Genomic DNA, 25,131 nt, shown 5'->3' on the forward strand with positions numbered 1-25,131 from the left:
ATTCCTCTTTACCTAAAGTCCATTCAGTATTCTCACATCCTACTAATATGACAAGTAATAGTAACAAAATTAATACTTTAATATCCTTCACTTTATTCATTTAAATACCTCCATATCATAATTTTTATCTAAATTTTGTTAAATTAAATCCATATAATTCACCACATAGATTCTATTATCTTCTTACTTTAAAATTTCTACAAAAGCTCTAATTGGTAGAGCAGCAACCTTTTTAGCCTTTATGGGGACTGCAAGGAATCTAAATCTTTCTCATATAATTTATCTAATCCTGTTCTCATTTAGAATCAATTCCTTTCTATAATCATATAACTATAAAATTATCTTGGGTAAAGCTCTTAACCTCATGTTGGTATAATAGGTAGACAAGCAATTTATATGGAGTTTTATTAGGCAAGAAAGGACTAGTTTCATTTAACCTTATTTAATTTCCCAGTGTATTGGTCTAATAAGTGATAAGGGGAGTTTTGTACTATGATCCCCCATAGTTGCATTAATTTGAGCTTGAGTAAGAAAAATACTCTTGCTTAAGTTAGCTCCTCTGAGATCGGCATCTCGGAGGTCAGCACCAAGGAAATCAGCACCACTCAAATCGGCTCCTCTAAGGTTAGATGCAATAAGGTAAGCACCCCTAAAGTTTTGTCCTTTTAGATTACCTTTTCTTAAATCTGCTCCAATAAAGTCTAATCTTCCTCCAAGTCTTTTTTTATGTACTGAGATATTATTTTCTGCTTTACAAGTTCTAACTCTGACGAGTTGACTGGTCTTTGAAAGCAGATTATCAACATTGCTATGATGTTTTTCAACGTCTAATTCCATAAGTGAGTTTGGGCTAAGATAAGTAAGACCCTCTATCTTATAAAGCATAGAACTAATTTCTCCATGAATAGAAGAAGCTTCTTCTAACATCAATGCTTCTGTAAGATACCATAGTAGTTGATGCAGTTGTCGCATGACTAAAAATACATCAAACATCTGTTCTGCTGATTCAGGAACTTTCCTCCAGTTATGTCCACTAAAGCTGACTTGGGCAACTTTTTGTCCTGACCCAAAACAATCAAAGGCAACACATCCTTTAAGCCCTTGTTCTATTAAATTTTTATGAACAGAACAACTAAAATTTTCTTGCAAGTTAATACAAGGCTGTCCTGCTTCTTTATCAATAGGGAAGCCTTCTGTAACTGAAAAATAGAGTGCAACACAGCATAAACCGAAGCAATTTTCACAATCTGCTCGAAGAATACGATAGTTATTATCAGGGGAGTTATCCTTGGACATAAGTTGATTCTTTACCTTAGTTTTAAATAGATATTTCATAATATATTCACCTCAAATTCACCTGTTTTTCTAGCTTTTTACTAAATATATAACTTTAAAATAATTTTAAATTCTAAAAATGAACTATCCATATTCATATACATTGGTGTTTAACCTTTTAACAGTACCTACCTTTATAGAGGCTATTTTATATAACCTTTATATTAACGATGTATGTCATCCAACTTTAGAGTGAAACAATATAGAGATAATGCGACACTTTTAAATATCAGTGTGAGTGGGTGTGTGAGTGTGAGTAAACCCCAATATAAAAGCACTTCACACACACTCACACTGATAACTTACACTAATACGAAAGTGTCACAATATATCCATTAAATTACACTTTAGACTTGGATATCTATAATTAATAGTTCATTTAAATAATTCACTAATTTACCAATATATCCTTTTAAAAAATTAGAATAAACTCCATTAAATTGATTTAAAGAATTAATTGAAATTAAATTTTTAGAAGGAGAAAAACTAGTAGTAGGGAAGTGATACTTGAAAGATTTTTGAAAGTAGAGTTCTAGTTGTGAGATAGATTATTATTGAGAAATTTGAAGGGATTACTTTTAATACTACCACAATACAGCTTAATTATGGAAAAAATATAAACTCCAAGTATTTTCTTGACAAAAAATAATCAATTTATTATAATAACATATAATGAGAATCATTCTTGTTTTAACAATTTGAGGGAATAATTTTTTTAAAGGTCTTTGTGAGATATCTCACAACAAGACTTTAGAGGATAAGATATAATAAGTATAAATGATAATTGATATCATTTGAGATGGGGAGGAGGACAGCTATGTCGATTGTGATTGTAGGAGGCGATAGGCTAGGAAATATTCCAGATAGGCTTAGTAAATTAGGTTTTAAGGAGATAGAGCATGTTACTGGTAGAAACTCTTATAAATTTCAGCTGAGTACAGATGCAGATATGGTCTTAGTTATGACCGATTTTATCAGCCATAATCTCTGTGAAAATGTCAAGTGTAAGGCTAAGTCTTGCGACATTCCAGTTGTATTTTGTCGTCGATCGTGGTCTTGTATCTATAAGAAGTTAGATATTTGTGGCTTTTTGAATTAAAACCAAGAATTTTTGTTGGAAAACTATATTTTTCAAATTTAGTTAAAGAAACTAATTTAACTAAATCCTTGACAAAATAAGATTAATTAACTATAATGTTAAATGTTGATAACGAGTTTCATTTTAATCTAACTCGGATTGAATCAGATTAGAAGAAGTATATTTTTTTGATTCGCATTGATAATGAATTTCAAAATTAAAATCAAGATTAGAGAAAGGGGGAAAATGATGAATAATAGATTTAATAGGTTATTATTAATCTTCTTCATGTTATCTGTGCTAATAGTAAATTTTACTGTTGATACTTATGCAGCTTCTTGGCATGATGTTACAGAGGATATTGAGGTTAGAATCAATAAAGGCCTTAAGCTATATCGACAAGGTGATGTAGAAGGGGCTAAAAAGAGTGTTACTGATGCGTACTTTATTCCTTTTGAAGGTGAAGAGATGGAACAGGCTATACAACGTTACATAGGTGGTCAGAATGCTTTTAAGGTTGAGTATATGTTCAGCCAAATTAAGAAGCTAATGGATAAAGGGGCTAGTCAACAACAAGTACAAGAATTAGCAAATTTGTTAGAAAAAGAACTAGAGGTATATGCTACAAGCTTAAATGAATTAGCACCTAGAGAAGATGATAGTCCTTTGGCTAAATTTGTTTACTCCTTTATGATTATTGTCAGAGAAGGATTTGAAGCAATCTTAGTTATTAGTGCTATTCTTGCTTACTTAATCAAATCTGGTAATAAAGATAAACTTAAGACAGTATATAACAGTACAATAGTAGCAATTATAGCCAGTTTCTTGACAGCAATTTTATTTAAATATGTATTTCATATCAGTGGATTTGGTCAAGAGTTACTAGAAGGTATTACGATGTTACTGGCAATGGTAGTATTGTTCTCAGTGAGTTTCTGGTTAATCAGCAAGGTAGAGGCTAAGAAATGGGAAGAGTATATTCAGGGTAAGGTCAAGGATTCTTTGGCTACTGGTAATAGTTGGGCTTTATGGAGTGCGGTCTTTTTAGCAGTCTATCGTGAAGGGGCAGAGACAGTTCTTTTCTACCAAGCCTTATTTGCTAAGACTGATAAGAGTGCTTATGGGATGATTGGTTTAGGATTTTTAGTAGGTTGTGTGGCTTTAGCAATTATCTATATGATAGTACAGAAAGGAAGCTTGAAGTTGCCTTTAAAACCATTCTTTATGGTAACTAGTGGGCTACTTTATTATCTTGCCTTTGTATTTGCTGGTCAAGGAATGAGAGAGTTACAAGAAGCATCTGTTTTAGGAACAACCAGAATTGATGGATTACCAACTATAACTTGGTTAGGAGTCTATCCGACCTGGCAGACCTTGAGTTTACAGGTGCTATTACTTATAGCAGCGATTATTGGTTTAGTCTATTCCTTTAAAGGAAATGAGCAAGTAGCTTAAAAATATAAATGAAATTTTTGGAGGGGTTAAGATGAAATTGAGAAGATCGATATTGGCTTTTGTGATGGTAATGGCTTTGTTAGTAGGAGTAGGAGTTAATACATATGCATTTACAGAATATCCAATTGGAGAGGCAAAGGAAGTTAATCATATGCAGATTGCAGCAGTATACTTCCAATCAGTACCCATGGAGCCAAATGATAAGGCAGGTTTGGCTGTAAATGAGTCTGACCTTCATATTGAAGCAGATATTGCAGCATTATTAGGAAATCCATATGGTATTCCTTTTGGAGCATGGGTTCCATATTTAACAGTAGATTATAGATTAGAGAATGTAGAGACTGGTGAAGTACAAGAAGGTACTTTCATGCCCATGGTAGCTAGTGATGGACCTCACTATGGTGCAAATGTTAAGATGATGGGGATTGGTAATTATAAATTGGCTTTCATTATCTATTCACCAGCTAAACAAGATTTCTTACAACATGTTGATAAAGAGACAGGTGTTGAAAAGAGATTCTGGAAGAAGCCTATCAAAGTTGAGTGGGACTTCACTTATACAGGTAATATTTAATCAACTATCATAGACTAACCCCAGGTTTTGGAAATTAAGCCTGGGGATTTAGTCTTTTATGAAGGGAGTGTTAGTTATGTTAGAAACTTTAGCCTTGACCTTAAGGGATAGTTTAGAGTTGGCAATTTTAAGTGGACTATTATTTGGATTTATCTATAAGATTAAGAGGAAGAGATTAGCTAATTATGGTTATGGTGGATTATCGTTAGCTTTGCTATTCAGTGCTTTATTGGTTTACTCATTGAATCATCTTAGGATTGCTAAGGAGATTGAAATCTTCTTATCCTTTACTGGATTTGTGCTAACTATAGTGATGATTGGGTGGATTTATTATCAGAGTAATAAATATAGAAGCAAGTCTGCTAATGGTAGTAAAATACAGCTAGAGAGTTCTTTGTTTTCAGAGATTATGGTCTTTCTATTTACTTTATATTTAGGAGTAAAATTTGAAACGAGGCTATTTTTATTTCCAAAAGAGATGGCACAAAATGAGATGCTGACAACTGGTTTTAATACAGCCCTATTATTGCAGTACTTTGGTGGAGTTTTAGGGATAGTCTTGGGTATAGCCTTTGCTTTTACTTTGGTTAAATCTCATAAGAAACTGACAATAGTGGGGAGTCGCAATTTAACTATATTGATTTATCTAATTAATTTAGTACGTTTAAGTATTTTAGCCTTTTATGGTTTTATAGTTAAGGGTCTTATTACAGCTACTCCAAAGCTGATCTCTAAACTGGCACCACTTTATAATAATATTGAACGATTTTTCTATATTTTAGTAGGTATAATAGTTATTTCATTATTTATCAATCTATTCAAGAAGGAAAGGTTAACAGACCTTAGAGCTTTAAATCCTGCTGAAGCTAGAAAGATTAAAGGGGACTTAAAGAGTAAAGTGTTTTGGGCTAAGACTGGGGTAGGAGTATTATTATTCTGTATAGCCATATTAGGAGTAAGTTATATTTATGCTAATCAGGAGATAGAGCTAGTTCCTGCTATAGCAGTGCAGCCAGAGAAAGGTGAATTTATTGTTTCTAAGGCAGAGTTAGAGGATGGAGAGATACACCGTTATTCTTATCAGACAGAGAGGGGTACATTAATTAAATTCTTCTTAATTAAGAAGGCAGATGATGCTTATGGTGTAGTCTATGATGCCTGCGAAATCTGTGGAGTAGCAGGATACTATCAACGTGATGATGAGGTGGTCTGTAAGCGTTGTGATGTAGTAATGAATAAGATGACAATCAACTTCCCAGGAGGATGTAATCCTATTCCGCTACCTTATGGAGTTGATCAGGATAGTATTAGAATCAATTTAAATGATTTATTAGCAAGAGAGGATTTCTTTGCGAAGTAGGAGGTGTAAATTATGTTAATTAGAATGTTAAAAAGCTCTTTTACTAGAGGGATTAAATCTAAATTATTGGCTATTTTAGCTATTACCTTTGGTGCATCTTTGGCTACAGCAATGTTGAGTGTATCCTTAGATGTAGGAGATAAGATGAATCAAGAGTTGAAATCCTATGGTTCCAATATAGTTGTAGTTCCAGAATCAGAGTCTTTGCCAGTAGAAATTGATGGTGTTGATTTCAATGCTCATGGAGCTAAGAAAGATTATATTGCAGAGGAGGATGTTGCGGCAATAAAGGTAATCTTTTGGCGCCACAATATAGTTAATTTAGCACCTTACTTAAAATCTAATGCAAGCTTGAATGGAGAACAGATACCTGTAGTTGGTACTTGGTTTGATGATGAAATTAGGATTCCTACAGGAGAGAAGTTTAGATTTGGAGTTAAGGAGATTAAATCATGGTGGAAAGTAGACGGAAGTTGGATTAAAGATGGTAAAGATAAGAATCAAGCTATGATTGGTGAGAAGTTAGCTGATAAGTTTGACTTACAGGTAGGTGACACCATTAAGTTAGACTTTGCTCAAGGAGAAAATCTAGTTAGTAAAGGAGTAAAGGTTGCTGGAATTATTAATAGTGGTGATGATGCCGAGAAGCAGATTTATCTACCTCTAGATTTTTTACAGCAGGCAGTAGGGCTAGAGGGTAAGGTGGATAAGATAGAGGTCAGTGCCTTGACTACACCAGTTAATGACTTAGCGAGAAAGGCTCAAGCAGATCCTGAAGCCTTGAGTGATGAAGAATTTGAAACTTGGTATTGTACAGCTTATGTTAGCTCTATAACCTTCCAAATAGAAGAGGCGATTCCTGGAGTTGTAGCCAAACAGGTTCGTCAGATTTCAGAATCTGAAGGGAAGGTCTTAAATAAGATTCAGCTATTAATGTTATTAGTAACTATAGCTTCCTTAATCAGTTCTGGTTTGGGAATTTCCAGTATTATGACTACCAAGGTGCTGGAAAGAAAGAAGGAGATTGGATTATTGAAGGCGATTGGTGCCAGTGATTTTGCAGTGATAGCATTATTTGTGATTGAGATTGTAGTGGTTGGTATTGTTGGTGGCGGATTGGGCTATCTGTTAGGTATCGGTTTTGCGGGATTGATTGGTCAACAGGTCTTTGGGATGGCTATTGCTGTTAAATTGATAGTAATGCCCTTTATCTTATTATTGGCAAGTGTAGTAGCCTTGTGTGGTAGTATTTCTCCATTGAGGATTGCACTAAAATTAGAACCAGCTGAAGTATTACACGGTTAGAGGAAGTGATCTTATGAAAAAGTGGAAGATGTTCTTGAGAATGATATCTCAAGCATTAAAGGAGAGAAAATCAAGGGTTGCTATTGTATTTTTTGCTATAGTGGTTGGAATTGGAGTAATCTCAGCTCTATTTAGTGTTTATTATGATATCAATATCAAGATGAGTAAAGAACTAAGGACTTATGGAGCAAATCTGGCTTTAAAGCCTAATTCAGGTCAAGCTCAAAACCTTTCTTTAAATGAATTAAAGAGAGTGATTGCAGAGTTTAGTCAAGAAGAGCTAGTCGGTTATCGTCCTAATCTTTACGGTATAGCTGAGGTAGAATCACAGGTTTCTGTCTTTAAAAGCAACAAGCCTGTTGTTTTGGTAGGAACTTGGTTTGATCAAATTGGTAAGATCAATCCCTATTGGCAGATTGAAGGTGAACTACCTACAAATCATGATATAAAGGATGAAGTAGTAATTGGAAGGGATGTGGCTGAGAAGTTGGGCTATGATATCGGTGATAAGCTGAAGTTGGCTACCGAGAACACCTGGGGTAGTGAAGAGTTTCTAGTCACTGCGATAGTAGAGACTGGTGATAATGCAGATAATCGTATCTTCTTGAATCTAGGAGTAGCTGAAAGATTATTGGCTAAAGAAGGACAGGTTAATACAGCCTACCTTAGTGTAATCAGCAAAGGTGAAGATTTAAAGGAGAAGGCAGCTAAGATAAATCAGAAGCTATCTGGGGTAGAGTTAGATACCATTCAAAAGATCGCTAGTTCTGAAGGTAAGGTCTTAGATAAGATTAAATCATTAATGTACTTGGTAGTAATGGTAATCTTACTCTCTACTTTATTGTGTGTATCGACAACGATGATGACAATAGTAGCTGAACGTAAAGAGGAGATTGCTTTAAAGAAGGCTTTAGGTGCTGAGAATCAGGATGTAATCATTGAATTTTTAACAGAAGCGATTATCTTAGGTGGAATCGGTGGTTTAGTAGGTTATGGTTTAGGATTTTTAGGAGCACAGTTGATTGGTAAGAGTGTCTTTGACTCAGCTATCTCTTTTAGAACTATGGTGATGATTTCTTCTTTTGCTTTATCGATTATAGTCTCTTGTATAGCATCTACTTTACCAGTAAGTAGAGTGGTAGAGATTGATCCAGCGGTTACGTTGAAGGGTGAATAAAAATTTAGTGTGAGTGATCAGTGTCAGTGTGAGTATATTTTTATTAAGTTTTTTCACACTCTCACCTACACTAACACTGTAAATTATAAAGGCGAGGTGTTAAAGATGGGTTTAATTACATTAGAGAATGTATCAAAGATTTATGATGGTGATGTACGGGCATTAGATGATGTGAGTTTAGAGATAAAGCATGGTGAATGGGTCTCTATCATGGGACCTTCTGGTTCTGGAAAGAGTACTATGTTAAATCTGATTGGATGTATGGATACTCCTAGTAAGGGAGTGGTTAAGATAGATGGGATTGATATTTCTAAGCTGAATAAGAAAGAGCTTACAAAAGTTAGAAGAGAGAAGATTGGATTGGTCTTTCAACAATTTCATTTAGTTCCTTATCTGACTGCTGTAGAGAATGTAATGGTAGCTCAATATTATCATAGTATGGCTGATGAAGAAGAAGCGTTAAAGGCTTTAGAACGAGTAGGTTTAGGGCATCGGGCAAATCACCTGCCTAAAGAGTTATCTGGAGGAGAGCAACAGCGAGTCTGTATTGCTAGAGCCTTGATCAACTATCCTAAGCTGATTTTAGCCGATGAACCTACTGGTAATCTAGATAAAGAGAATGAACAGATAGTAGTAGACTTATTTGAAGAGCTACATCAGCAAGGGCACAGTATCTTGATGGTAACCCATGACCCTAAGGTTGGTCAGTTGGCACAAAGACAGATTATTTTAGAGCATGGTAAGAAGTTGGAGAGTGAAATATAGATATGGCGTTATATAGAGATATTGCGACACTTTTTACAATTAAAAATTAAGAGTTAAAAGTTAAGAATTAAAAGATTTTGAAGATTTTTAAGCTGAAGAAGATTAATGTTTGAACGAAGCAAAAATTGAGCTAGAACTTAGAGTTTGATCAGATTTTAAATAAAGAATATAATCAATGATAATAATTAGTACTTTGATTGCTGAGAGAGTTTAATTTTCTTCTAGACTTTTTGGTTACTTTTGCGGCAATGGCAAAAGTAACACGGGAAAAAAGCTGATAAGCTTTCTCGTAACTTTTTTAATTAGATCAATGAAGAATTTGTTTACTTTGTAAAAGTGAAAAGTGTCGCAATATACCCATTAAATTTTATTTCAAATTCATACATTTGTAAGAATTAATTACGCTTTACTTTAGACCCATATTTACTTGTAAAGGAGGTCATTAAAATGAAGAGGTCATCTAATATATTTTTGATTTTAATCTTATTATTTGGAGTGGTAAGTCCAGTAATAGCGGCTAGTAACTATCGTGATGGTAGCTATATTGGTTATGTACCTGATAAGCATGGAGATGTAGTTATTGAAGTAACAATAACAGAAGGCAAAATCGATCAAGTGGAAATTATTAATCCTCTAAAAGGGGAGAATTATCCTAGTAAAGAGGCAATAAAATTCTTTAAGGAGTTCCCTCACAAGGTAATTGCAAAGCAATCGACAGAGGTTGATTTAATTTCAGGAGCAACAAGAAGTTATAATCAATATAGAGAGGCTACAAATATGGCTTTAGCCATAGCTTCTGGAGAGTATAAGGAGAAGTTATATTATGGGATAGCCAAAGATTATGAAGACCATGGCTATGTTTTACTAGAGGTGACAGTTGATAAAAAGATGATTAAAAGGGTAGAGATTATTCCGGCTCATGATGAGAAAAAAGAAGAATTAGCAGGGGATAAGGGTTTTAGATATCCATATTATCCAGCTAAAAAGTTATATAATGATTTTCCTAAGGCAGCAGTTCAACAGCAATCTACAGATATAGATATAGTCTCTGGTGCTACTGTGAGTACTGATGCCTATAATTCTGCTTTAAAGCAAGCATTAGCACAAGCAGGATTAGACCTATAAAATTTTTGAAGTAACTCTCATTGTCGGGTTATTTTTTTATAAGTAATTTATTAAATTTAATATATCAATTTATAATCCATAAGAAGAGAATGTACTAAAGCTAGAGCTAAAGAATTGATATATATTTTTCGAAGTATATTGATAATGATTATTATTTTCAATAAAATGTTATTAATGATAATCATTGACTTCTAGAATAGTATTTATTATAATATTATTAGTACAAATGAGAATGATTTTTATTCTGTTTTGTGACTATTATCATATTAAGTAATTTATTGCAGGAGTATAATGGTTATATAGTACTTTGAAAGGTATTTTAATCTGAATACATGATAATGATTTTTATTTTAGTTATCAATATATTAAAAATAAGTATATAATTAAAAGGGGGACATTAAGATGACTTTAGCTGATGTTAAGCGAGGAGATAAGTTCCAAATTGATTTGATTCCTGATGAGATGATTAGAGCTCAAGCAATGAGATTTGGAATTTCGGAAGGTTCTAATGTAGTTTGTGCAGAGAAGATACCAGGAGGACCAGTGATTTTAAAGAGGAATCTACAAGAGATTGCAGTTGGAAGAAGATTAGCACAAAAGATTAAAGTCAAGTAATAATTATAAAAATAACTGATAAGTAATAGGAGGAAGGATATAATGGATTGTTGTAATATAAGTCACCAGATTGATATACCAGCAGGTGCAAAAAAGATTGTATTGGCAGGAAATCCAAATGTAGGGAAATCGATCTTCTTTAATTCTTTTACAGGAATTTATGTCGATGTATCTAATTATCCAGGGACGACTTTAGATATCAGTTCAGGGAAGTATAAAGATGATGTAGTGATCGACACTCCAGGTGTTTATGGAGTATCTTCCTTTAATGATGAAGAGATTGTAGCTAGAGATGTGATTGCTTCAGCTGATGTAGTAGTAAATATAGTGGATGCAGTCCATTTAGAACGGGATTTGTTTTTAACCCAACAGATTATCGATATGGGGATTCCAGTCTTGGTAGCTCTAAATATGATGGATGAGGCTCAAAAGAGTGGGTTGGATATAGATGTTGATACTTTAAGTCAAGAACTAGGAGTACCAGTAATTCCAACGACTGCAATTAAAGGTGAAGGATTAAGTGAGGTAAAAGAGGCGGTTTGGACTGCTAAGGTTGGAAATAGTAGCTTGAAATTAGAAGAAGAGTTAGAAGAGGTAAAATTTCAAGGAGTAACTAGATCAGAGTCCTTATTGATTTTAGAAGGAGACCCTCATGTAGCCCAGAAGAATAATATTGAACCTTTAGAGCATAGAGAGACTATTTATAGAGATCGTCGAGAGCGAGTTAATGAGATTGTTGATAAGGTAGTTACTGAAACAAATGAAGGAACAAACTTACGAACTACTATAGGAAGATTGATGTTAAGACCGTTAACAGGAATTCCGATGTTATTATTGGCTTTATATGGATTATATCAGTTTGTAGGAGTATTTATCGCTCAAACAGTTGTAGGAATTACAGAAGAGACTATCTTTATCAATACTTATGAGCCTTTTATTAGAGGGATTGTTCATAATATAGTGGAACCTGGTTCATTATTAGGTCAATTATTGGTAGGAGAGTTTGGAATATTGACAATGACTATTACTTATACCTTTGGATTATTACTTCCGTTAGTCGTTGGTTTTTATTTCTTCTTGGCCATCTTAGAAGATTCAGGATACTTGCCTAGAATCGCAGCTTTAGTTGATAGGATGTTGACATCCTTGGGATTGAATGGTAGAGCAGTAATTCCGATGTTATTAGGCTTTGGTTGTGTAACTATGGCTACCATTACCACTAGATTACTAGGCTCTAAGCGTGAAAGGATTATTGCAGTCTTCTTATTAGGATTAGCAATTCCTTGCTCTGCACAGCTAGGGGTTATTGCAGGGTTAATTGCTCCATTGGGTGCTAAGTTTTTTATTGTCTATGTGGCAGCTATCTTTGCTGTTTATGTGCTGGCTGGAACTTTTTTAAACAAGATATTACCTGGTGAATCTACAGATTTATTAATCGATTTACCACCACTTCGTCTGCCAAGATTGAGTAATGTTATGCAAAAGACCTTTATCAAATCTAAATCCTTCATTAAAGAGGCAGGGCCTATCTTTGCAGTTGGTGCAGTGGCAATTACCTTAATGCAAGAGTTTGGAATTTTAGATGCTATTCAAAATGCAGTAGCTCCAATAACTGTAGGGTGGTTAGAGCTACCTAAGGAAGCTGCTACAGCGTTTATTATGGGAATTGTTCGCCGTGACTTTGGTGCTGCTGGTTTAACTGGCTTAGCTATGACACCAGCTCAGACTACAGTAGCTTTGATTACAATTACATTATTTGTACCATGTATTGCAGCAATGTTGATCATGATTAAAGAGAGAAGCTGGAAAGAAAGTATTTATATCTGGTTTGGAAGCTGGATTACAGCCTTTGTCACAGGTGGTATTGTTGCTAAATTATTAGCATTATTTTAATAGAGTGTAGAGTGTGGGTGTGAGTAGACTACTTAGAGTTTAGCTCAGTGCTCACACTTTTTTATTAATATAGATTTTATGGAGATATTGGGACACTTTTAAAATTAGCGTGAGTGGGTGTGTGTGAGTAAACCTCAATAAAAAGAGATTTTACACACACTCATAGCTTACACTCGACACGAAGTGTCGCACTATCCTCTTATAACGACATATTCAATTTTAAAATAAGGGGTGTAAAAATATGAAATGTAATACCAATAAGAAGGTAAGAGTCTGTTCAGAATGCGGATATGAGGTCAAAGATAAATCAGTAATTCGGTGTCCTCGTTGCTTTAAGATATTATTAAAGAAATGTTCAGAATGTGATGGGTGTGGAATATAAAGAGTCTTAAGCATAAGCTTGAGACTCTTTTTTTGATTTTAATATATAATATTGAAATCTGTACTTTCTAAAGGTATAATATGGTTTAATAAAAGTGCAAAAAGGGAGATGTCATATGAACAAGATTGATTTAAATAGTGATTTAGGTGAGTCCTTCGGTAGATATAGTTGTGGAAATGACTATGAGATCATTAAAATAATCAGTTCGGCTAATATCGCCTGTGGCTTTCATGCTGGAGATCCACTGGTGATGGAGCAGACAGTCAAATTTGCTTTAAATGAAGGGATAGCAATTGGAGCCCATCCAGGCCTGCCTGACTTAATGGGTTTTGGTAGAAGAAATATGGAGCTTACCCTAGAAGAAGCACGAAGCTATCTGATTTATCAAATAGGTGCACTGGATGGATTTGTGAAAGCCTTAGGTGGGAAGGTACAACATGTTAAGCCTCATGGGGCTTTATATAATATGGCGGCTAGTGATTATAATTTGGCTCGGGCGATAGCTGAGGCTATCTATGATATCAATAGTGAGTTAGTACTTGTGGGATTAGCCAATTCTGAGTTGATTAGAGCTGGTGAGGATGTAGGACTAAAGGTAGCTAATGAGGTCTTTGCTGATAGGGCTTATACTAAAGAGGGTAAACTACTTTCCAGAAGAGAATCGGGAGCAATAATTGAAGATAATGATTTGGTAGCTAAGCGGGTCTTAAAGATGGTAATAGAGAATAAAGTTAAAGCAATTACAGGTGAAGAGATTGAAATTAAGGCAGATACTATCTGTGTTCACGGGGATACTGTAACTGCGTTAGCTTTAGTGGAGCAGATTAATCAGACTTTAGGTGAGAATGATATAGAGGTAGCACCATTTTTATAGAAGGGAGTTGATTTTATGGTAGAGCAGTTAGAGTATTTTCCTGCTAGTGATAACTCAATACTTGTAAAATTTGGAGATGAGATTAAAAGAGAGATTAATCAAGATATTCAGGCAATGGTCTATTTATTGGAAGAAGAAAAGATAACAGGAGTAATAGAGTATATTCCTAGTTATACTAAGCTGATGATAGTCTACAATCCCTTAATTATAGATTATCATACTTTAGTAGCTCAATTAAGAGAGTTAAAAGAAAAAATTGATATCTTCACTACACCCTCTACTAAAATAATTGAAATCCCAGTTATGTATGGTGGAGAATATGGTCCAGATTTAGAAACAGTAGCTAAGTATAATAGTTTGAGTGTTGAAGAGGTAATCAAAATACATAGTAGTAGAGATTATCTAATTTATATGCTAGGATTTACCCCAGGCTTTCCTTATTTAGGTGGAATGTCAAAGAAGATTGCTACCCCAAGGCTAAAGAATCCTAGAGAGAAGATTCCTGCTGGAAGTATAGGGATTGCTGATCATCAGACTGGAATTTATCCAATCAGTAGCCCTGGTGGTTGGCAGATCATAGGGAGAACTCCTGTTAAATTATTTGATCCAAATAGAGAGGCACCCTTTTTATTGGAAGCAGGTTCTTATCTTAGGTTTGTACCAGTTTTTAACGAAGAGGTTGAATTAATTGAAGAGCAAATAGAGATGGGAGAATATCGAATTTCAGTAAAGAAGATTGATAATGATTGCTAGTCTGTTACTTGTCACTTATCACTCATTACTGTTCACTGAACTTCAGAAAGGAGGTTAATTGTAATGGGAAGTTTGAGAGTTAATAAGCCTGGATTATTGACGACTGTTCAAGATTTAGGAAGATATGGATATCAACGCTATGGGATGCCAGTAGCAGGAGCAATGGACTCTTATGCCTTTCAAATTGCTAATTTATTAGTAGGTAATAGGAGAAATGCTCCAGCACTTGAGATTACACTCTTAGGACCAGAGATCATCTTTCTAGGTGCTTTTAGGATTGCAATTACTGGTGCTGAGTTGGGAGCAGAAATTAATGGGAAGAAGATTTATTCATGGTCTTCAGTCAAGGTTAATTCTGGAGACAGATTGACCTTTAAAGGAGCTCAACAGGGGTGTAGAGCCTATTTGTCAGTTTCAGGGGGGATAGAGGTTGAAGAGGTAATGGGGAGTTCTTCTACTTATTTGCGAGGTCAACTAGGTGGCTATCAGGGAAGAAGCTTAAAGGCTGGTGACTCTTTAAAGGTAGTGGATACTGATAAAGGAGATTTTTCTGGAATCCTCAAAGTACCTAAGCAGTATCTTTCTGAATACAAAGAAGAAGCTGAAATTAGAGTAGTTAAAGGTTCTCAATTTCAAGAGTTCTCTCAGCAAGAGATTGATAAGTTCTTTAATAGCCAGTATAGTATTTCACTCCAATCAGATAGAATGGGTTATAGGTTGGAAGGGGAAAAACTTCAGCCTTTTCAAGGTGCTGATATTATTTCAGAAGGTATATCTCTGGGGGCGGTTCAAGTACCAGGCGATGGTCAACCAATAATAATGATGTCTGATCATCAAACTACTGGTGGCTATACTAAGATTGCTAATGTAATTTCAGTTGATATAGCTACTTTGGCTCAGATGAAGCCTAGGGAGATGATATCTTTTTCTTTATCAAGTATTGAAGAGTCACAGAGGTTATATTGCGAAAGAGAGAGAAAACTTAAAGAGTTAGAGCAGATGACTAATAAAATTTATATGGTTTATAGTTCTTGATTATAAATATAGACACCAAAGTCTAAAGTTTAATTTAATGGGTGGATTACGACAATTTAGTAATATCCCCCCACCTAACCTCCCCCTTAAAAGGGGAGGAACAAAAAGAATTTAAAGTCCTCTCCTTATCAGGGAGAGGATTTAGGAGAGGGTGGTTTACTAATCACTCGTCACTGATTACAAAAGTATCACACTATCTTTCTATTGTTTCATTCTAAAGTTGGCTGACTACAGATAGATTTGTGGTTTTAAAATATAATTTAAAGATGGATTTTTATAGAGATATTACGATATTTTTACTTCAGTTTACAGTTAACAGTGTATGGTTGACAGTTAAAGTCTTTAAAGGTGAAGAAAATTATTGTTTGAACGAAGCAAAAATTGAATTAAAACTTAGAGGTAACCAAAATCTTAACTAGAGAGTCTAATATTAATAATAATTAAAGAATTTGATTGCTGAGAGAGTTTGATTTTCTTCTAGACTTTTTGGTTACTTTTAGGGCAATGCTAAAAGTCACTCGGGAAAAAAGCTGATAAGCTTTCCCGAAAAATGTTTTAATAATTTTGCCCATTTTCAAAGTGAAAAAGTGTCGCTTTATCCACATTAAACGCTAATAACTAAAGAACCAATATGTAATAAAGAAGCTTAAAAAACCCAGTTTATTACTAATATTTACTTCTTTAATTTGAGAACCATTTACGGTAAAATTAATAGTGAGCAGAGAAGAAAACCTACATAGGAGGAGGGAAATGATGAAAAAAATCGCAGTAATAGTCGTAGCCTTAATCGTAGTAGTAAATACTGCAATAGCCTTTGCTAATGACCGAATCGGTATGGGGTTTGATTATATGAAGCTAAATTATAAGTATAATAACAACCTAGATCAAGATATGGAAGCAAAGCAGTTGCGGGGTTCCTTTAAATTCACTGATGAGCTAGCTCTAGAAGCTAATTACTCCTTTGGTGGATATAATAATTATATCGATTCAGATTTTCAAAATATCGGTTTAGGTTTAAAGAAGGAGCTTAATATTATTCCAGATACCAAGTTCTATTTAGGTGTTGGTGGGCATTACTCCAACTTTAAAACAGACTTTTTCAATCAAGAGTTATTTACTATCGAAAGTAAGAGTGCTAATCTATTATTTGGTCTAAAAAGAGATTTAACTGACCGTATTGGATTCTTTGTAGATGGAGAGTATGGTCTAGCTGGTGATTATACTGTATCCTCACCGTTATTAGAGAATAATAATGAGGTTGAAGGAGATAGCTTAACTGATTATGAAATTAATAATAATTATTCTTTAGAAACTGGATTCAGCTTTACTCTAGCAGAGGATTTGACTGCTAAAGTTGGCTATAAAATCAAGCAAGAGAATCTTAAAAACAAAACTTTTAGTGTGAACTTAGATACTCAAGATAGTAATAATATTCTTGATAGTTATAATATCACCGATATTGACCGTGTAACTCAAGGTGTATATATGGGTGTTGAAACTAGGTTTTAAAAAGTAGTGACTATCAATAGTCACTACTTTTTTTCATACATAAGATATTTTACTATTAAAAGGGAGATAATATAGAGATAGTGCAACACTTTCGTTTCAGTTGATAGTTGATAGTGTATAGTTGATAGTAAAAAGATTAAAAGCTTTGTGATTTAAGGTTTTGTACTTAACTATCCACTCGCAACTATACACTATACACTGGGGTTTAAAAGTGTCGCAATATCCCCATAAACAAACACCACTTATATTAAAATTTAATTCTCAAAAATGATTAGGTTAATTTAAAATATTTTAATATTCTAAAAATAATGATATCCTTGCTTATATAAGTAATTAATTATAAAATAGGATGGAAACTAATAAATACTTAATAAATAAACTTGTTAAAAGAAGGAGGAAGATGAGTGGTTGAAGCAATTACAAGAGGATTCAAAAAATCTTGTAGTACTTATTTATCTTTGATGAAGATTATTATTCCAGTTTATATATTAGTGACTTTTTTGAAATATACAGGAGTTATAGGTTATCTAGACCAATTTTTTAGTCCAATGATGAAGATTGTAGGGTTACCAGGTGAGGCTGCTTTAGCATTATTAACAGGGTATCTAATGAATATCTATGGAGCTTTGGGAGTAATTGCTGGTTTAGATTTGGGTGCAAGGGAGATTACTATCTTAGGGACTATGCTAGGATTATCCCATAGTTTAATCATTGAAGGAGCTATCATCAAAAGGATAAAGGTAAAGTTGTTACCCTTAATAAGTTTAAGGATAATATTATCTATAGTTTCTGGAATTATCTTGAATATACTTTTGTAAAGGAGTTGACTTATATAGATGGATTGGGTAGGATTTTTTTCTGAAGTTTTTAATGGAAGTATAGGGATGTTAAAGACAGTAGCAGTAATCTTATTTCCATTACTTATCGGTATTGAAGTAGTAGATGAAATTGGTCTATTAGATAAATTCTCTAGCTTATTTATACCAATCTTAAGAGTATTTAAACTACCTAAAGATGCTAGTTTACCATTGATTGTAGCCCAATTCTTTGGGATTACCTATGGTGCTGGACTGATTATCAGAAGTGTAGAGGAGGATAAATTATCTCCTAGAGAGTTAATGACCATGGCTGTATTTCTAATGGTCTGCCATGCTGTAGTTGAAGATACACTCTTATTTGTAGCTATTGGTGGTAATGGGTTAATTATGCTAGGTTCTAGAGTGATTTTAGCAGTAATGCTTACCTATCTATATACAAGATATTTTGTGACAGATGTAGAAGTAGATATAGAAGAATTAGAAAAAGCTGATTGCTGTTAAGGTCAATAATGAGTGAAGAATTAAGAATATATATAGTTTAAGGAAGAGTTGCAACTCTTCCTTAAACTATATATAGAAAGGAGAAGTCTATGAAAAAATTTCTATCAAGACGTGTCAAAGCTGATTTATCATTACTATTTGTAGTTGTAATTTGGGGAAGTACCTTTGCTTTTATGAAGAATATCTTTAATACGGTTACTCCATTTTACTTTTTAACCTTAAGATTTACTTTTGCAACACTGTTTTTAGGATTAATCTTCTATAAAAAGGTTATGCAATTAGATAGAGATACATTAAAGTATGGGATGTTTGCTGGAGTATTTCTCTTTGGAGGTTATGCTTTACAGGTTACAGGGTTGGAGTTGACCGATGCTTCTAAGGCTGGATTTATTACAGGATTGGCAGTAGTATTAGTACCAATTTTATCAGCAATTATTTTTAAGAAGATGCCAGAGTTAACTACATCTTTAGGGGTCCTCTTAGCTACTATAGGATTGGGATTATTAAGCTTTAATGGAAATCTAATATTCAATTTAGGAGATTTTCTAGTCTTTCTGTCAGCCTTTTCTTTGGCAATACATATACTATTAGTCGACAGATATGTTAAAAGTAAAGATGCAATTTTATTTGCTGTTGTTCAAATTGGAACAGTAGCTTTATTAAGTGGAATAATCACTTTAGTTCAAGGTGATTATTTCTTAGTAATAGCTACTAATGTTTGGATGAATGTAATCTACATGGGCTTATTTGCCACAGCTTTAGCCTTCATTATTCAGAATAAGGCTCAACAGTTTACTACTGCAACGAGAACGGCAATTATCTTTGTAATGGAACCAGTCTTTGGTGCCTTATTTGCCTATCTCTACCTTGGTGAGCTAATCAGTGTAAGAGGATATTGGGGCGGTGTTTTAATTGTATTAGGAATGTTATTGGCTGAGTTAAAGTTTGAAAATATTAAAAAGATCTTGATAAGTAATAAGAAAATAAAGGAATTTAATTAAAAGCAGGAGACTTTAAAGTTTCTTGCTTTTTTTATAAAAAATTCATACCTATTTTCTTTGATAGTTAGGAGTTAGAGATTTAGTTGGTTAGGCAGTTTCTACCAACCCATTTTTCTAACAACCAAAGCGTTCTTTTATCTACCTATAAAGATATTTTTGAAGTCACACAATTATATTTAAAAAGGAGGAATTAATAATGGGAGAGCAGAACAATAAAACTATTGTCATCTATAAATCTAAGTATGGAAGTACAAAGAGGTATGCACAATGGATAGCTGAAAGGTTAGATGGAGATTTGGTGAATAACTCTGAAATTAAGCTTAATGATTTAAAGGACTATGATACTATAGTTTTAGGAGGATCTTTACATGCAGTAGGGATAAAAGGAGTTAAGCTACTTACCGAGAACTTTGAGCAATTACAGGACAAGCAGCTTATAGTCTTTGCAGTTGGATGCTCACCTGCCAAAGAAGAGACTATTAATCATATTATTAATCATAATTTTAGAGCAGAGATGAAGGAAGAAATAGATTTTTTCTATCTAAGAGGTGCTTTTAACTATCAAGAGTTGAACTTGATTGATAAGCTGATGATGCTTGCTCTAAAATTTAAGATAAAGATGCAAAAAAGAGAGTTAGATGAAGATGATAAAGACTTACTAGATATCTATGATAAGCCAGTAGATTGGACTGATAAAGAGGCAATTGCTCCGATTATTAAATGTATAGATAACTAGATACTCGTCCACCTCATACCGAAACTGTAGCAATATCCTCATAAGAACTAAATATGAATTAGAAGAAGTTTGAACAATTTAAGAAAATTAAAGGAGGAGGAAATAATGAAAAAAGTCTTGTTATCAATTACCTTAATTATTTTGAGTACAAGCCTTGTGTGGGCAAAAGAGCCAGAGATTAAGACAATCTCAGTCCCAATAATAGCTAGTAGCCCCGAAACAGGAGTGATGTTAGGTGGGATGGCTATCTATTTAAAGAAAGAAGAGCAAGAGAAACTCAAGATAGATTTAGGAGCGATGTATACTCAAGAGAAGCAGACCAATATATTTGTAGTGAGTAATAAAAAATATAGTGGTAAAAAAATAAGATTATCGATTAGTTATCAAGATTGGTTCTCAAAGTTCTATGGTCTAGGAAATAATACAGACTCTGATAGTGAAGAAGAATATAATCGTAAAGGATTTAAGGTTAGAGGAAGTTTTAGTAAGGAGGTCACGCAGAACAATTATTTAGGAATTATCACAAGTTATGAAGATTATAACTTGGGCTTGGATAAGAGGGTAGAAGGAATTGAAGGAACTGAAGGCATAGATTTATTTGGTTTAGGTCTTAAATATGCTTATGATTCTCGGGATAGGCAAACAAATACAAGAAATGGCCAGTATTTTAATTATGAAGCAGAAACCTATCATCATGGCTTGACAGCTTATAAATTTATTAAGCATAAGCTTGATTATAGAGTTTTTACAGAGTTATATAATCATCATGTGATAGGTTTTCAAACTATGTTAGAACTTAATCGAGGGAATGTGCCCTTTCAAAAATTATCTTCTCTTGGTAATGGTGATATTATGAGAGGGATTTTAGATGGAAGGTATATAGATAAGAATAAATTTGCTGCTCAGCTTGAATATAGATATCCAGTTTATAAGAAATTTGATGGTATCGTGTTTGTTTCAATAGGAGAGGTATACAATCAAGATTTTGAGATAGATGAATTAAAAGAAAGCTATGGGTTAGGTGTTAGATATAATTTGGATGAAGAAGAGGGTATTAACCTAAGATTTGATATAGCCTTTGGGCAAGATGATACTAAAGTTTATGTAAATATTGGAGAGGCTTTTTAATTTGACAGATATAGATATTGTAGTTAATATATTGACTGATAAAAGTAACTATTATGTTAAATTTTTAAAGATAAGAGAATATTAAAATCTTAAAATTTTCTGTATTCTTTTCACTTGGTAGATACATAATATTATGTAAGGGCAGAGTGGTTGTCACTTTACTTTACAGCTATATTGAGAAATTAAAGAAAGTGACAAAGGACTATTATAGCAGAGTTGGAGTTTAAGAGTTGATGGAGAGCTTTAAGGTCTATCTATTCACTTAAGATAATTATTAGAAGAAATTATCTATGTAGAATCATTAACTAGATAGGGGGATAAAAATGAAGCTTCTAAAACCGGTCAATTCAGAGAATATTCTAATTGGTGTTGGTATAGCTACTTTAACCTATTTATTAGGACCAAAGATTAAACGTAATGTTAAATCCTTTGCAGAAAAGGGAATGGAGAGGGCTATGATGGCTGGTGATGTAGCTTCTGAAACTATTGATACTGGCAAGGAGAAGATGGCTGATATTTTTGAGGATATGGAGGATGAATACTCAAGTATTTATTCAGAGAATGACGAGCTTACTATGCTGTATGATGAATTAGAAGCAGATAGAGAGCAGTTAAATGAATTAACAGGCTTAGTATATGACTTGAAGGAAGAAATCGCAACTCTCAAAAATTACCAATAATTGAGACTGAACCCTATAGCTAAATGCTGTAGGGTTCTTCTTTTATAGTTCTGTAGATCTAGAATCAAATTTAACTATGACGCTATATAGAGATATTACGACACTTTTTTATAATGATAAATTTACTAGCCACAGGTTTCAACCTGTGGTGATGATGACATTTTACACTACGGGTTAAAACCCGTAGCTAAAACTTAAAGTGTCGCAATATCCCCATTAAGCCCCACTTTAAGTCTCTATAATAAGCTGTTTATTTTATCTTCAAACAAGGAAATTAAAATTTAATCTTGAATTTAACAGATTAGGACTAGCTGTGAAGAGTTTTGAAATATAAATTTAACAGATATAAATGTAAACATAGGAGGAGTTAGTATGGAGAAGGTTATATTAGAGGGCAATTTAGCAGAGGTCAAGTTAACGGGGTTGTTTGGTTATCCAGTAGAGCATTCTTTTTCCCCAGCAATGCACAATAGTGCTTTTAAAGAGATAGGCTTGAATTATATGTATCTACCTTTTGCTGTTAATCCAGAAAATGTAGAAGAAGCAGTTCAAGCAATTAAGGCTTTAAACCTAAGAGGTGTCAATGTGACTATCCCCCATAAGCAGGCAGTGATACCTTATCTAGATGAACTATCAGAAGAGGCAGAGTTGATTGGAGCAGTCAATACTATTGAGAATAGAGCTGGTCGGCTGATAGGCTATAATACTGATGGTAGAGGTTTTATCAGATCATTACAGGAAGAAGGAGATTTTGAAGCTAAAGATAAGAAGGCATTAATCATAGGAGCAGGAGGTGCTTCGAGAGCTGTTGCTTTCCAATTGGCTCTAGAAGAGATTGATGAAATTTATATCTCTGATTTGAATCAAGATCTTGCCCAAGTTTTAGTGGATGATGTTAATGATAAAATAGATTCAGTTAAGATAGTAGTCATTGATTCTAATAAAGTAGATGAGGTTGTAGCTAAAGTAGATTTAGTAGTAAATGCTACTCCAGTCGGAATGTATCCTAAGGTAGATGCTAAACCAGTGGTAAGTGCTAAGGCATTACATAAAGATTTGCTTGTCTATGATTTGGTCTATAATCCTGTTGAGACAGTATTATTAAAGGCTGCTAAAGAGGCTGGAGATAAAGCTGTAAGTGGTTTAGGCATGTTACTTTATCAGGGAGCAATAGCCTTTGAGATTTGGACTGGTACAGATGCACCAATTAAAGTTATGAGAAATGCATTGGAAGAGAAATTGGGGTTATAATTAAAAGCTCAGGCAACTTGCCTGAGCTTTTAGTATCCATAATATTTTTCTAAGATTCCAAAAATCTTATTTTTAATAGCAGTAGGAGCATTATTAAAAGAGATCTTTTCTGGTGAAGGAGGCAAATTATAGTATTCTCCTAGATAATCACAACTTCCAATAGCATTCATCTTATAAGCTTTATTATCGATTATCACTGTGTAATCCCTCTTATTTTCTAAAATCTGAAAATAGGGTACTCTAGAAGATAATTGAATAGACAATGAGATCACCTCTATAAGTTATTTCAATTAACCTTAATTTCATTCTAAAATCACAAACCCATAAGGATAATTGATATTGGTGCTTGATTAGCTAAATTTTATCTATCCTAAATTTTCAAGAAAGCTCTATTCCAAATATTTTGTTTGGATGGAGATAGTTGACTATTTATATCTTGAGTTAGATACAACCCAAGGTCTTTTTTATATATGACTTTTGTGGGTTCTTAGTGATAGTACAACAGTTATTATGATTATCAAACCAGATACATTCTTCTGTTAAGCAAGGGCTATTATATAAGATCTCATCTAAATTAGACTTTTTTTTAATTAAGCTCTTATTTGCTATAAAGAGTAAAGGACAAGCATGCATTTATTATATCCTCCTCTATTAATTATGGTCATTCAATTTGAGAATTAAATTTAAATAATAATTAGTAAAACTTTTATTTAAAGCTTCTTATGTATATGTCTGCTTATATTATTATGTGAGGGTTTTTTAGAATAGAAGGTATTTTTTTAAATTTATTTTAGATTATTTTTTCTACCAGAATATTTATACCCATTAATTACTATTTTTATGAAAGTGAAGGATAAAGGTTCAGCAACGAACTTTGTGATTAACACTACTTATAATAGATATTACAATAGTTTAGTAATTAGGAATCAGGAATCTGGAATAGGTTAAATTTATTTAATACTGATTCTAGATTCCTGATAACCGACTCCTTGTACTTCATTATCAGTTATTAATTTAAGTTTCATAAAAGTTATGGAAAAGCTAAGATGAATAATATACATTTAGAAAGATATAGAAGTATCATAAAAAATCCCTAGTGGAAAAATCTACTAGGGATTTTTTATGATACTAGCTCAAATTGGCTTTCATAGAGTAACTTATAGACTCTATTTTTATCATTTTGCTCATTCTTCTTCTAAGATAATCGTTAAGAAAAATCAAAGCTCTAAAGTATAATTTTACTATTAGTGGGAATTATAATCTGGAAATACTAGTATTAAGTCAAAAAGAAAGTAAGGTAACTATAATATGTTCAAAGAAAAAGGCTTTACCTTAGTAGAAGTGATGATAGTGATTGCCATTATTGGTATCTTAGCCTCACTATCTTTTCCGAAGTTTAAGGGCTATTTTGACTACTTAGAATTAATTACTGCCACTAATCATTTAGTTCTGGATTTACAATGGGCAAGACAGCAATCTATTATTAAGAAGGTTAAATATGGAGTTATCTTCTATCAAGCTACTAATAAATATCAGATTGTGAAAGATAAAGTTAGTAAAGAGATAATTAAGGAGGTAGATTTAAAGGGGAGTAAGGTTAAGTTCGGTGAGATAACATTTTCATCTAGTGCAGGAGAAAAAGAAGTGTTTTTTAAGACTCTTGGTAATATTGATGGTGGTAATGGCAGTATAGAGCTAATCAAAGAAGGATATGGTAGCAAAAAGATAACCTATTCTTCTAATGCAGGAGAGTTGAATGTAGAGTAAGTGGGTGAAGGGTG

General features: G+C 33.4%; 26 protein-coding genes. 23 read left to right on the plus strand and 3 right to left on the minus strand.

Annotated elements, in window-relative coordinates; genetic code table 11:
• Positions 1 to 438 precede the first annotated feature (438 nt).
• Complete coding sequence (locus tag ACTCDL_RS02685; protein WP_463173811.1) at positions 439 to 1,335, minus strand: pentapeptide repeat-containing protein; 897 nt, start codon at positions 1,333 to 1,335, stop codon at positions 439 to 441.
• Positions 1,336 to 2,152: 817 nt separating this feature from the next.
• Between ACTCDL_RS02685 and ACTCDL_RS02690 the strand changes: the two genes are divergently transcribed.
• The 22 genes from ACTCDL_RS02690 (at position 2,153) to ACTCDL_RS02795 (ending at position 23,350) form a co-directional block, all read left to right on the plus strand.
• A complete protein-coding gene (locus ACTCDL_RS02690) occupies positions 2,153 to 2,434 on the plus strand; it encodes a DUF2325 domain-containing protein (RefSeq protein ID WP_463173812.1) in 282 nt (93 codons plus the stop codon).
• Between the two features lie 228 nt (positions 2,435 to 2,662).
• On the plus strand, positions 2,663 to 3,868 hold the full coding sequence (locus ACTCDL_RS02695) for an FTR1 family iron permease (protein WP_463173814.1): 1,206 nt from the start codon (positions 2,663 to 2,665) through the stop codon (positions 3,866 to 3,868).
• 31 nt (positions 3,869 to 3,899) lie between these two features.
• Positions 3,900 to 4,442, plus strand: a complete 543-nt coding sequence (locus ACTCDL_RS02700; RefSeq protein WP_463173815.1) for an iron transporter — start codon at positions 3,900 to 3,902, stop codon at positions 4,440 to 4,442.
• A gap of 76 nt (positions 4,443 to 4,518) precedes the next feature.
• The gene (locus tag ACTCDL_RS02705; RefSeq protein ID WP_463173817.1) at positions 4,519 to 5,802 is read left to right on the plus strand and encodes a Fe-S-containing protein; all 1,284 of its coding nucleotides are present in this window, start codon (positions 4,519 to 4,521) and stop codon (positions 5,800 to 5,802) included.
• 12 nt (positions 5,803 to 5,814) lie between these two features.
• The gene (locus tag ACTCDL_RS02710) at positions 5,815 to 7,107 is read left to right on the plus strand and encodes an ABC transporter permease (RefSeq protein WP_463173818.1); all 1,293 of its coding nucleotides are present in this window, start codon (positions 5,815 to 5,817) and stop codon (positions 7,105 to 7,107) included.
• A 13-nt stretch (positions 7,108 to 7,120) separates the two neighbouring features.
• Positions 7,121 to 8,284 carry an ABC transporter permease gene (locus ACTCDL_RS02715; protein WP_463173820.1) on the plus strand — a complete coding sequence of 388 codons (1,164 nt, stop codon included), beginning with the start codon at positions 7,121 to 7,123 and terminating at the stop codon, positions 8,282 to 8,284.
• A 105-nt stretch (positions 8,285 to 8,389) separates the two neighbouring features.
• Positions 8,390 to 9,049, plus strand: coding sequence for an ABC transporter ATP-binding protein (locus ACTCDL_RS02720; RefSeq protein ID WP_463173821.1), 660 nt, complete (start codon positions 8,390 to 8,392; stop codon positions 9,047 to 9,049).
• A gap of 447 nt (positions 9,050 to 9,496) precedes the next feature.
• Complete coding sequence (locus tag ACTCDL_RS02725) at positions 9,497 to 10,174, plus strand: FMN-binding protein (protein ID WP_463173822.1); 678 nt, start codon at positions 9,497 to 9,499, stop codon at positions 10,172 to 10,174.
• A 402-nt stretch (positions 10,175 to 10,576) separates the two neighbouring features.
• On the plus strand, positions 10,577 to 10,789 hold the full coding sequence (locus ACTCDL_RS02730) for a FeoA family protein (protein ID WP_463173823.1): 213 nt from the start codon (positions 10,577 to 10,579) through the stop codon (positions 10,787 to 10,789).
• A 42-nt stretch (positions 10,790 to 10,831) separates the two neighbouring features.
• Positions 10,832 to 12,682, plus strand: coding sequence for a ferrous iron transport protein B (gene feoB, locus ACTCDL_RS02735; RefSeq protein ID WP_463173824.1), 1,851 nt, complete (start codon positions 10,832 to 10,834; stop codon positions 12,680 to 12,682).
• Between the two features lie 241 nt (positions 12,683 to 12,923).
• A complete protein-coding gene (locus ACTCDL_RS02740) occupies positions 12,924 to 13,064 on the plus strand; it encodes a hypothetical protein (RefSeq protein ID WP_463173825.1) in 141 nt (46 codons plus the stop codon).
• A gap of 115 nt (positions 13,065 to 13,179) precedes the next feature.
• Entirely contained in the window at positions 13,180 to 13,938 is a 759-nt protein-coding gene (locus ACTCDL_RS02745) for a LamB/YcsF family protein (protein ID WP_463173826.1), read from the plus strand.
• 15 nt (positions 13,939 to 13,953) lie between these two features.
• Positions 13,954 to 14,691: a 5-oxoprolinase subunit PxpB gene (gene pxpB, locus ACTCDL_RS02750; protein ID WP_463173828.1), complete on the plus strand. Its 738-nt coding sequence runs from the start codon at positions 13,954 to 13,956 to the stop codon at positions 14,689 to 14,691.
• Between the two features lie 63 nt (positions 14,692 to 14,754).
• Entirely contained in the window at positions 14,755 to 15,726 is a 972-nt protein-coding gene (locus ACTCDL_RS02755) for a 5-oxoprolinase subunit C family protein (protein WP_463173830.1), read from the plus strand.
• A 750-nt stretch (positions 15,727 to 16,476) separates the two neighbouring features.
• The gene (locus ACTCDL_RS02760) at positions 16,477 to 17,235 is read left to right on the plus strand and encodes a hypothetical protein (RefSeq protein WP_463173831.1); all 759 of its coding nucleotides are present in this window, start codon (positions 16,477 to 16,479) and stop codon (positions 17,233 to 17,235) included.
• 404 nt (positions 17,236 to 17,639) lie between these two features.
• Positions 17,640 to 18,053 carry a nucleoside recognition domain-containing protein gene (locus ACTCDL_RS02765; protein ID WP_463173832.1) on the plus strand — a complete coding sequence of 138 codons (414 nt, stop codon included), beginning with the start codon at positions 17,640 to 17,642 and terminating at the stop codon, positions 18,051 to 18,053.
• A gap of 18 nt (positions 18,054 to 18,071) precedes the next feature.
• Positions 18,072 to 18,554, plus strand: coding sequence for a nucleoside recognition domain-containing protein (locus tag ACTCDL_RS02770; protein WP_463173834.1), 483 nt, complete (start codon positions 18,072 to 18,074; stop codon positions 18,552 to 18,554).
• 89 nt (positions 18,555 to 18,643) lie between these two features.
• Positions 18,644 to 19,555: a DMT family transporter gene (locus ACTCDL_RS02775; RefSeq protein WP_463173835.1), complete on the plus strand. Its 912-nt coding sequence runs from the start codon at positions 18,644 to 18,646 to the stop codon at positions 19,553 to 19,555.
• 196 nt (positions 19,556 to 19,751) lie between these two features.
• Positions 19,752 to 20,291, plus strand: a complete 540-nt coding sequence (locus tag ACTCDL_RS02780) for a flavodoxin domain-containing protein (RefSeq protein ID WP_463173836.1) — start codon at positions 19,752 to 19,754, stop codon at positions 20,289 to 20,291.
• 105 nt (positions 20,292 to 20,396) lie between these two features.
• Positions 20,397 to 21,419 (plus strand): BamA/TamA family outer membrane protein, encoded by a 1,023-nt coding sequence (locus tag ACTCDL_RS02785; RefSeq protein ID WP_463173837.1) that lies wholly within the window; start codon positions 20,397 to 20,399, stop codon positions 21,417 to 21,419.
• Positions 21,420 to 21,742: 323 nt separating this feature from the next.
• Positions 21,743 to 22,099 carry a hypothetical protein gene (locus tag ACTCDL_RS02790; protein ID WP_463173838.1) on the plus strand — a complete coding sequence of 119 codons (357 nt, stop codon included), beginning with the start codon at positions 21,743 to 21,745 and terminating at the stop codon, positions 22,097 to 22,099.
• A gap of 372 nt (positions 22,100 to 22,471) precedes the next feature.
• The gene (locus tag ACTCDL_RS02795) at positions 22,472 to 23,350 is read left to right on the plus strand and encodes a shikimate dehydrogenase (protein WP_463173840.1); all 879 of its coding nucleotides are present in this window, start codon (positions 22,472 to 22,474) and stop codon (positions 23,348 to 23,350) included.
• 29 nt (positions 23,351 to 23,379) lie between these two features.
• Here ACTCDL_RS02795 and ACTCDL_RS02800 read toward each other — a convergent pair whose 3' ends face one another.
• Positions 23,380 to 23,547 carry a hypothetical protein gene (locus ACTCDL_RS02800; protein ID WP_463173841.1) on the minus strand — a complete coding sequence of 56 codons (168 nt, stop codon included), beginning with the start codon at positions 23,545 to 23,547 and terminating at the stop codon, positions 23,380 to 23,382.
• A gap of 244 nt (positions 23,548 to 23,791) precedes the next feature.
• A complete protein-coding gene (locus ACTCDL_RS02805; protein WP_463173842.1) occupies positions 23,792 to 23,983 on the minus strand; it encodes a hypothetical protein in 192 nt (63 codons plus the stop codon).
• A 675-nt stretch (positions 23,984 to 24,658) separates the two neighbouring features.
• On the opposite strand from ACTCDL_RS02805, the gene ACTCDL_RS02810 reads away from it, so the two are divergent.
• Positions 24,659 to 25,117 (plus strand): prepilin-type N-terminal cleavage/methylation domain-containing protein, encoded by a 459-nt coding sequence (locus tag ACTCDL_RS02810; protein ID WP_463173843.1) that lies wholly within the window; start codon positions 24,659 to 24,661, stop codon positions 25,115 to 25,117.
• The last annotated feature ends 14 nt before the right edge of the window (positions 25,118 to 25,131 follow it).

The sequence above is a fragment of the Orenia sp. genome, assembly GCF_055140805.1.

Excerpts from the sequence above, each read along its gene's own strand:
- ACTCDL_RS02685 (WP_463173811.1), bottom strand. The coding sequence starts at position 1,335 with ATGAAATATCTATTTAAAACTAAGGTAAAGAATCAACTTATGTCCAAG.
- ACTCDL_RS02690 (WP_463173812.1), top strand. The coding sequence starts at position 2,153 with ATGTCGATTGTGATTGTAGGAGGCGATAGGCTAGGAAATATTCCAGAT.
- ACTCDL_RS02695 (WP_463173814.1), top strand. The coding sequence starts at position 2,663 with ATGAATAATAGATTTAATAGGTTATTATTAATCTTCTTCATGTTATCT.
- ACTCDL_RS02700 (WP_463173815.1), top strand. The coding sequence starts at position 3,900 with ATGAAATTGAGAAGATCGATATTGGCTTTTGTGATGGTAATGGCTTTG.
- ACTCDL_RS02705 (WP_463173817.1), top strand. The coding sequence starts at position 4,519 with ATGTTAGAAACTTTAGCCTTGACCTTAAGGGATAGTTTAGAGTTGGCA.
- ACTCDL_RS02710 (WP_463173818.1), top strand. The coding sequence starts at position 5,815 with ATGTTAATTAGAATGTTAAAAAGCTCTTTTACTAGAGGGATTAAATCT.
- ACTCDL_RS02715 (WP_463173820.1), top strand. The coding sequence starts at position 7,121 with ATGAAAAAGTGGAAGATGTTCTTGAGAATGATATCTCAAGCATTAAAG.
- ACTCDL_RS02720 (WP_463173821.1), top strand. The coding sequence starts at position 8,390 with ATGGGTTTAATTACATTAGAGAATGTATCAAAGATTTATGATGGTGAT.
- ACTCDL_RS02725 (WP_463173822.1), top strand. The coding sequence starts at position 9,497 with ATGAAGAGGTCATCTAATATATTTTTGATTTTAATCTTATTATTTGGA.
- ACTCDL_RS02730 (WP_463173823.1), top strand. The coding sequence starts at position 10,577 with ATGACTTTAGCTGATGTTAAGCGAGGAGATAAGTTCCAAATTGATTTG.
- feoB (WP_463173824.1), top strand. The coding sequence starts at position 10,832 with ATGGATTGTTGTAATATAAGTCACCAGATTGATATACCAGCAGGTGCA.
- ACTCDL_RS02740 (WP_463173825.1), top strand. The coding sequence starts at position 12,924 with ATGAAATGTAATACCAATAAGAAGGTAAGAGTCTGTTCAGAATGCGGA.
- ACTCDL_RS02745 (WP_463173826.1), top strand. The coding sequence starts at position 13,180 with ATGAACAAGATTGATTTAAATAGTGATTTAGGTGAGTCCTTCGGTAGA.
- pxpB (WP_463173828.1), top strand. The coding sequence starts at position 13,954 with ATGGTAGAGCAGTTAGAGTATTTTCCTGCTAGTGATAACTCAATACTT.
- ACTCDL_RS02755 (WP_463173830.1), top strand. The coding sequence starts at position 14,755 with ATGGGAAGTTTGAGAGTTAATAAGCCTGGATTATTGACGACTGTTCAA.
- ACTCDL_RS02760 (WP_463173831.1), top strand. The coding sequence starts at position 16,477 with ATGATGAAAAAAATCGCAGTAATAGTCGTAGCCTTAATCGTAGTAGTA.
- ACTCDL_RS02770 (WP_463173834.1), top strand. The coding sequence starts at position 18,072 with ATGGATTGGGTAGGATTTTTTTCTGAAGTTTTTAATGGAAGTATAGGG.
- ACTCDL_RS02775 (WP_463173835.1), top strand. The coding sequence starts at position 18,644 with ATGAAAAAATTTCTATCAAGACGTGTCAAAGCTGATTTATCATTACTA.
- ACTCDL_RS02780 (WP_463173836.1), top strand. The coding sequence starts at position 19,752 with ATGGGAGAGCAGAACAATAAAACTATTGTCATCTATAAATCTAAGTAT.
- ACTCDL_RS02785 (WP_463173837.1), top strand. The coding sequence starts at position 20,397 with ATGAAAAAAGTCTTGTTATCAATTACCTTAATTATTTTGAGTACAAGC.
- ACTCDL_RS02790 (WP_463173838.1), top strand. The coding sequence starts at position 21,743 with ATGAAGCTTCTAAAACCGGTCAATTCAGAGAATATTCTAATTGGTGTT.
- ACTCDL_RS02795 (WP_463173840.1), top strand. The coding sequence starts at position 22,472 with ATGGAGAAGGTTATATTAGAGGGCAATTTAGCAGAGGTCAAGTTAACG.
- ACTCDL_RS02805 (WP_463173842.1), bottom strand. The coding sequence starts at position 23,983 with ATGCATGCTTGTCCTTTACTCTTTATAGCAAATAAGAGCTTAATTAAA.
- ACTCDL_RS02810 (WP_463173843.1), top strand. The coding sequence starts at position 24,659 with ATGTTCAAAGAAAAAGGCTTTACCTTAGTAGAAGTGATGATAGTGATT.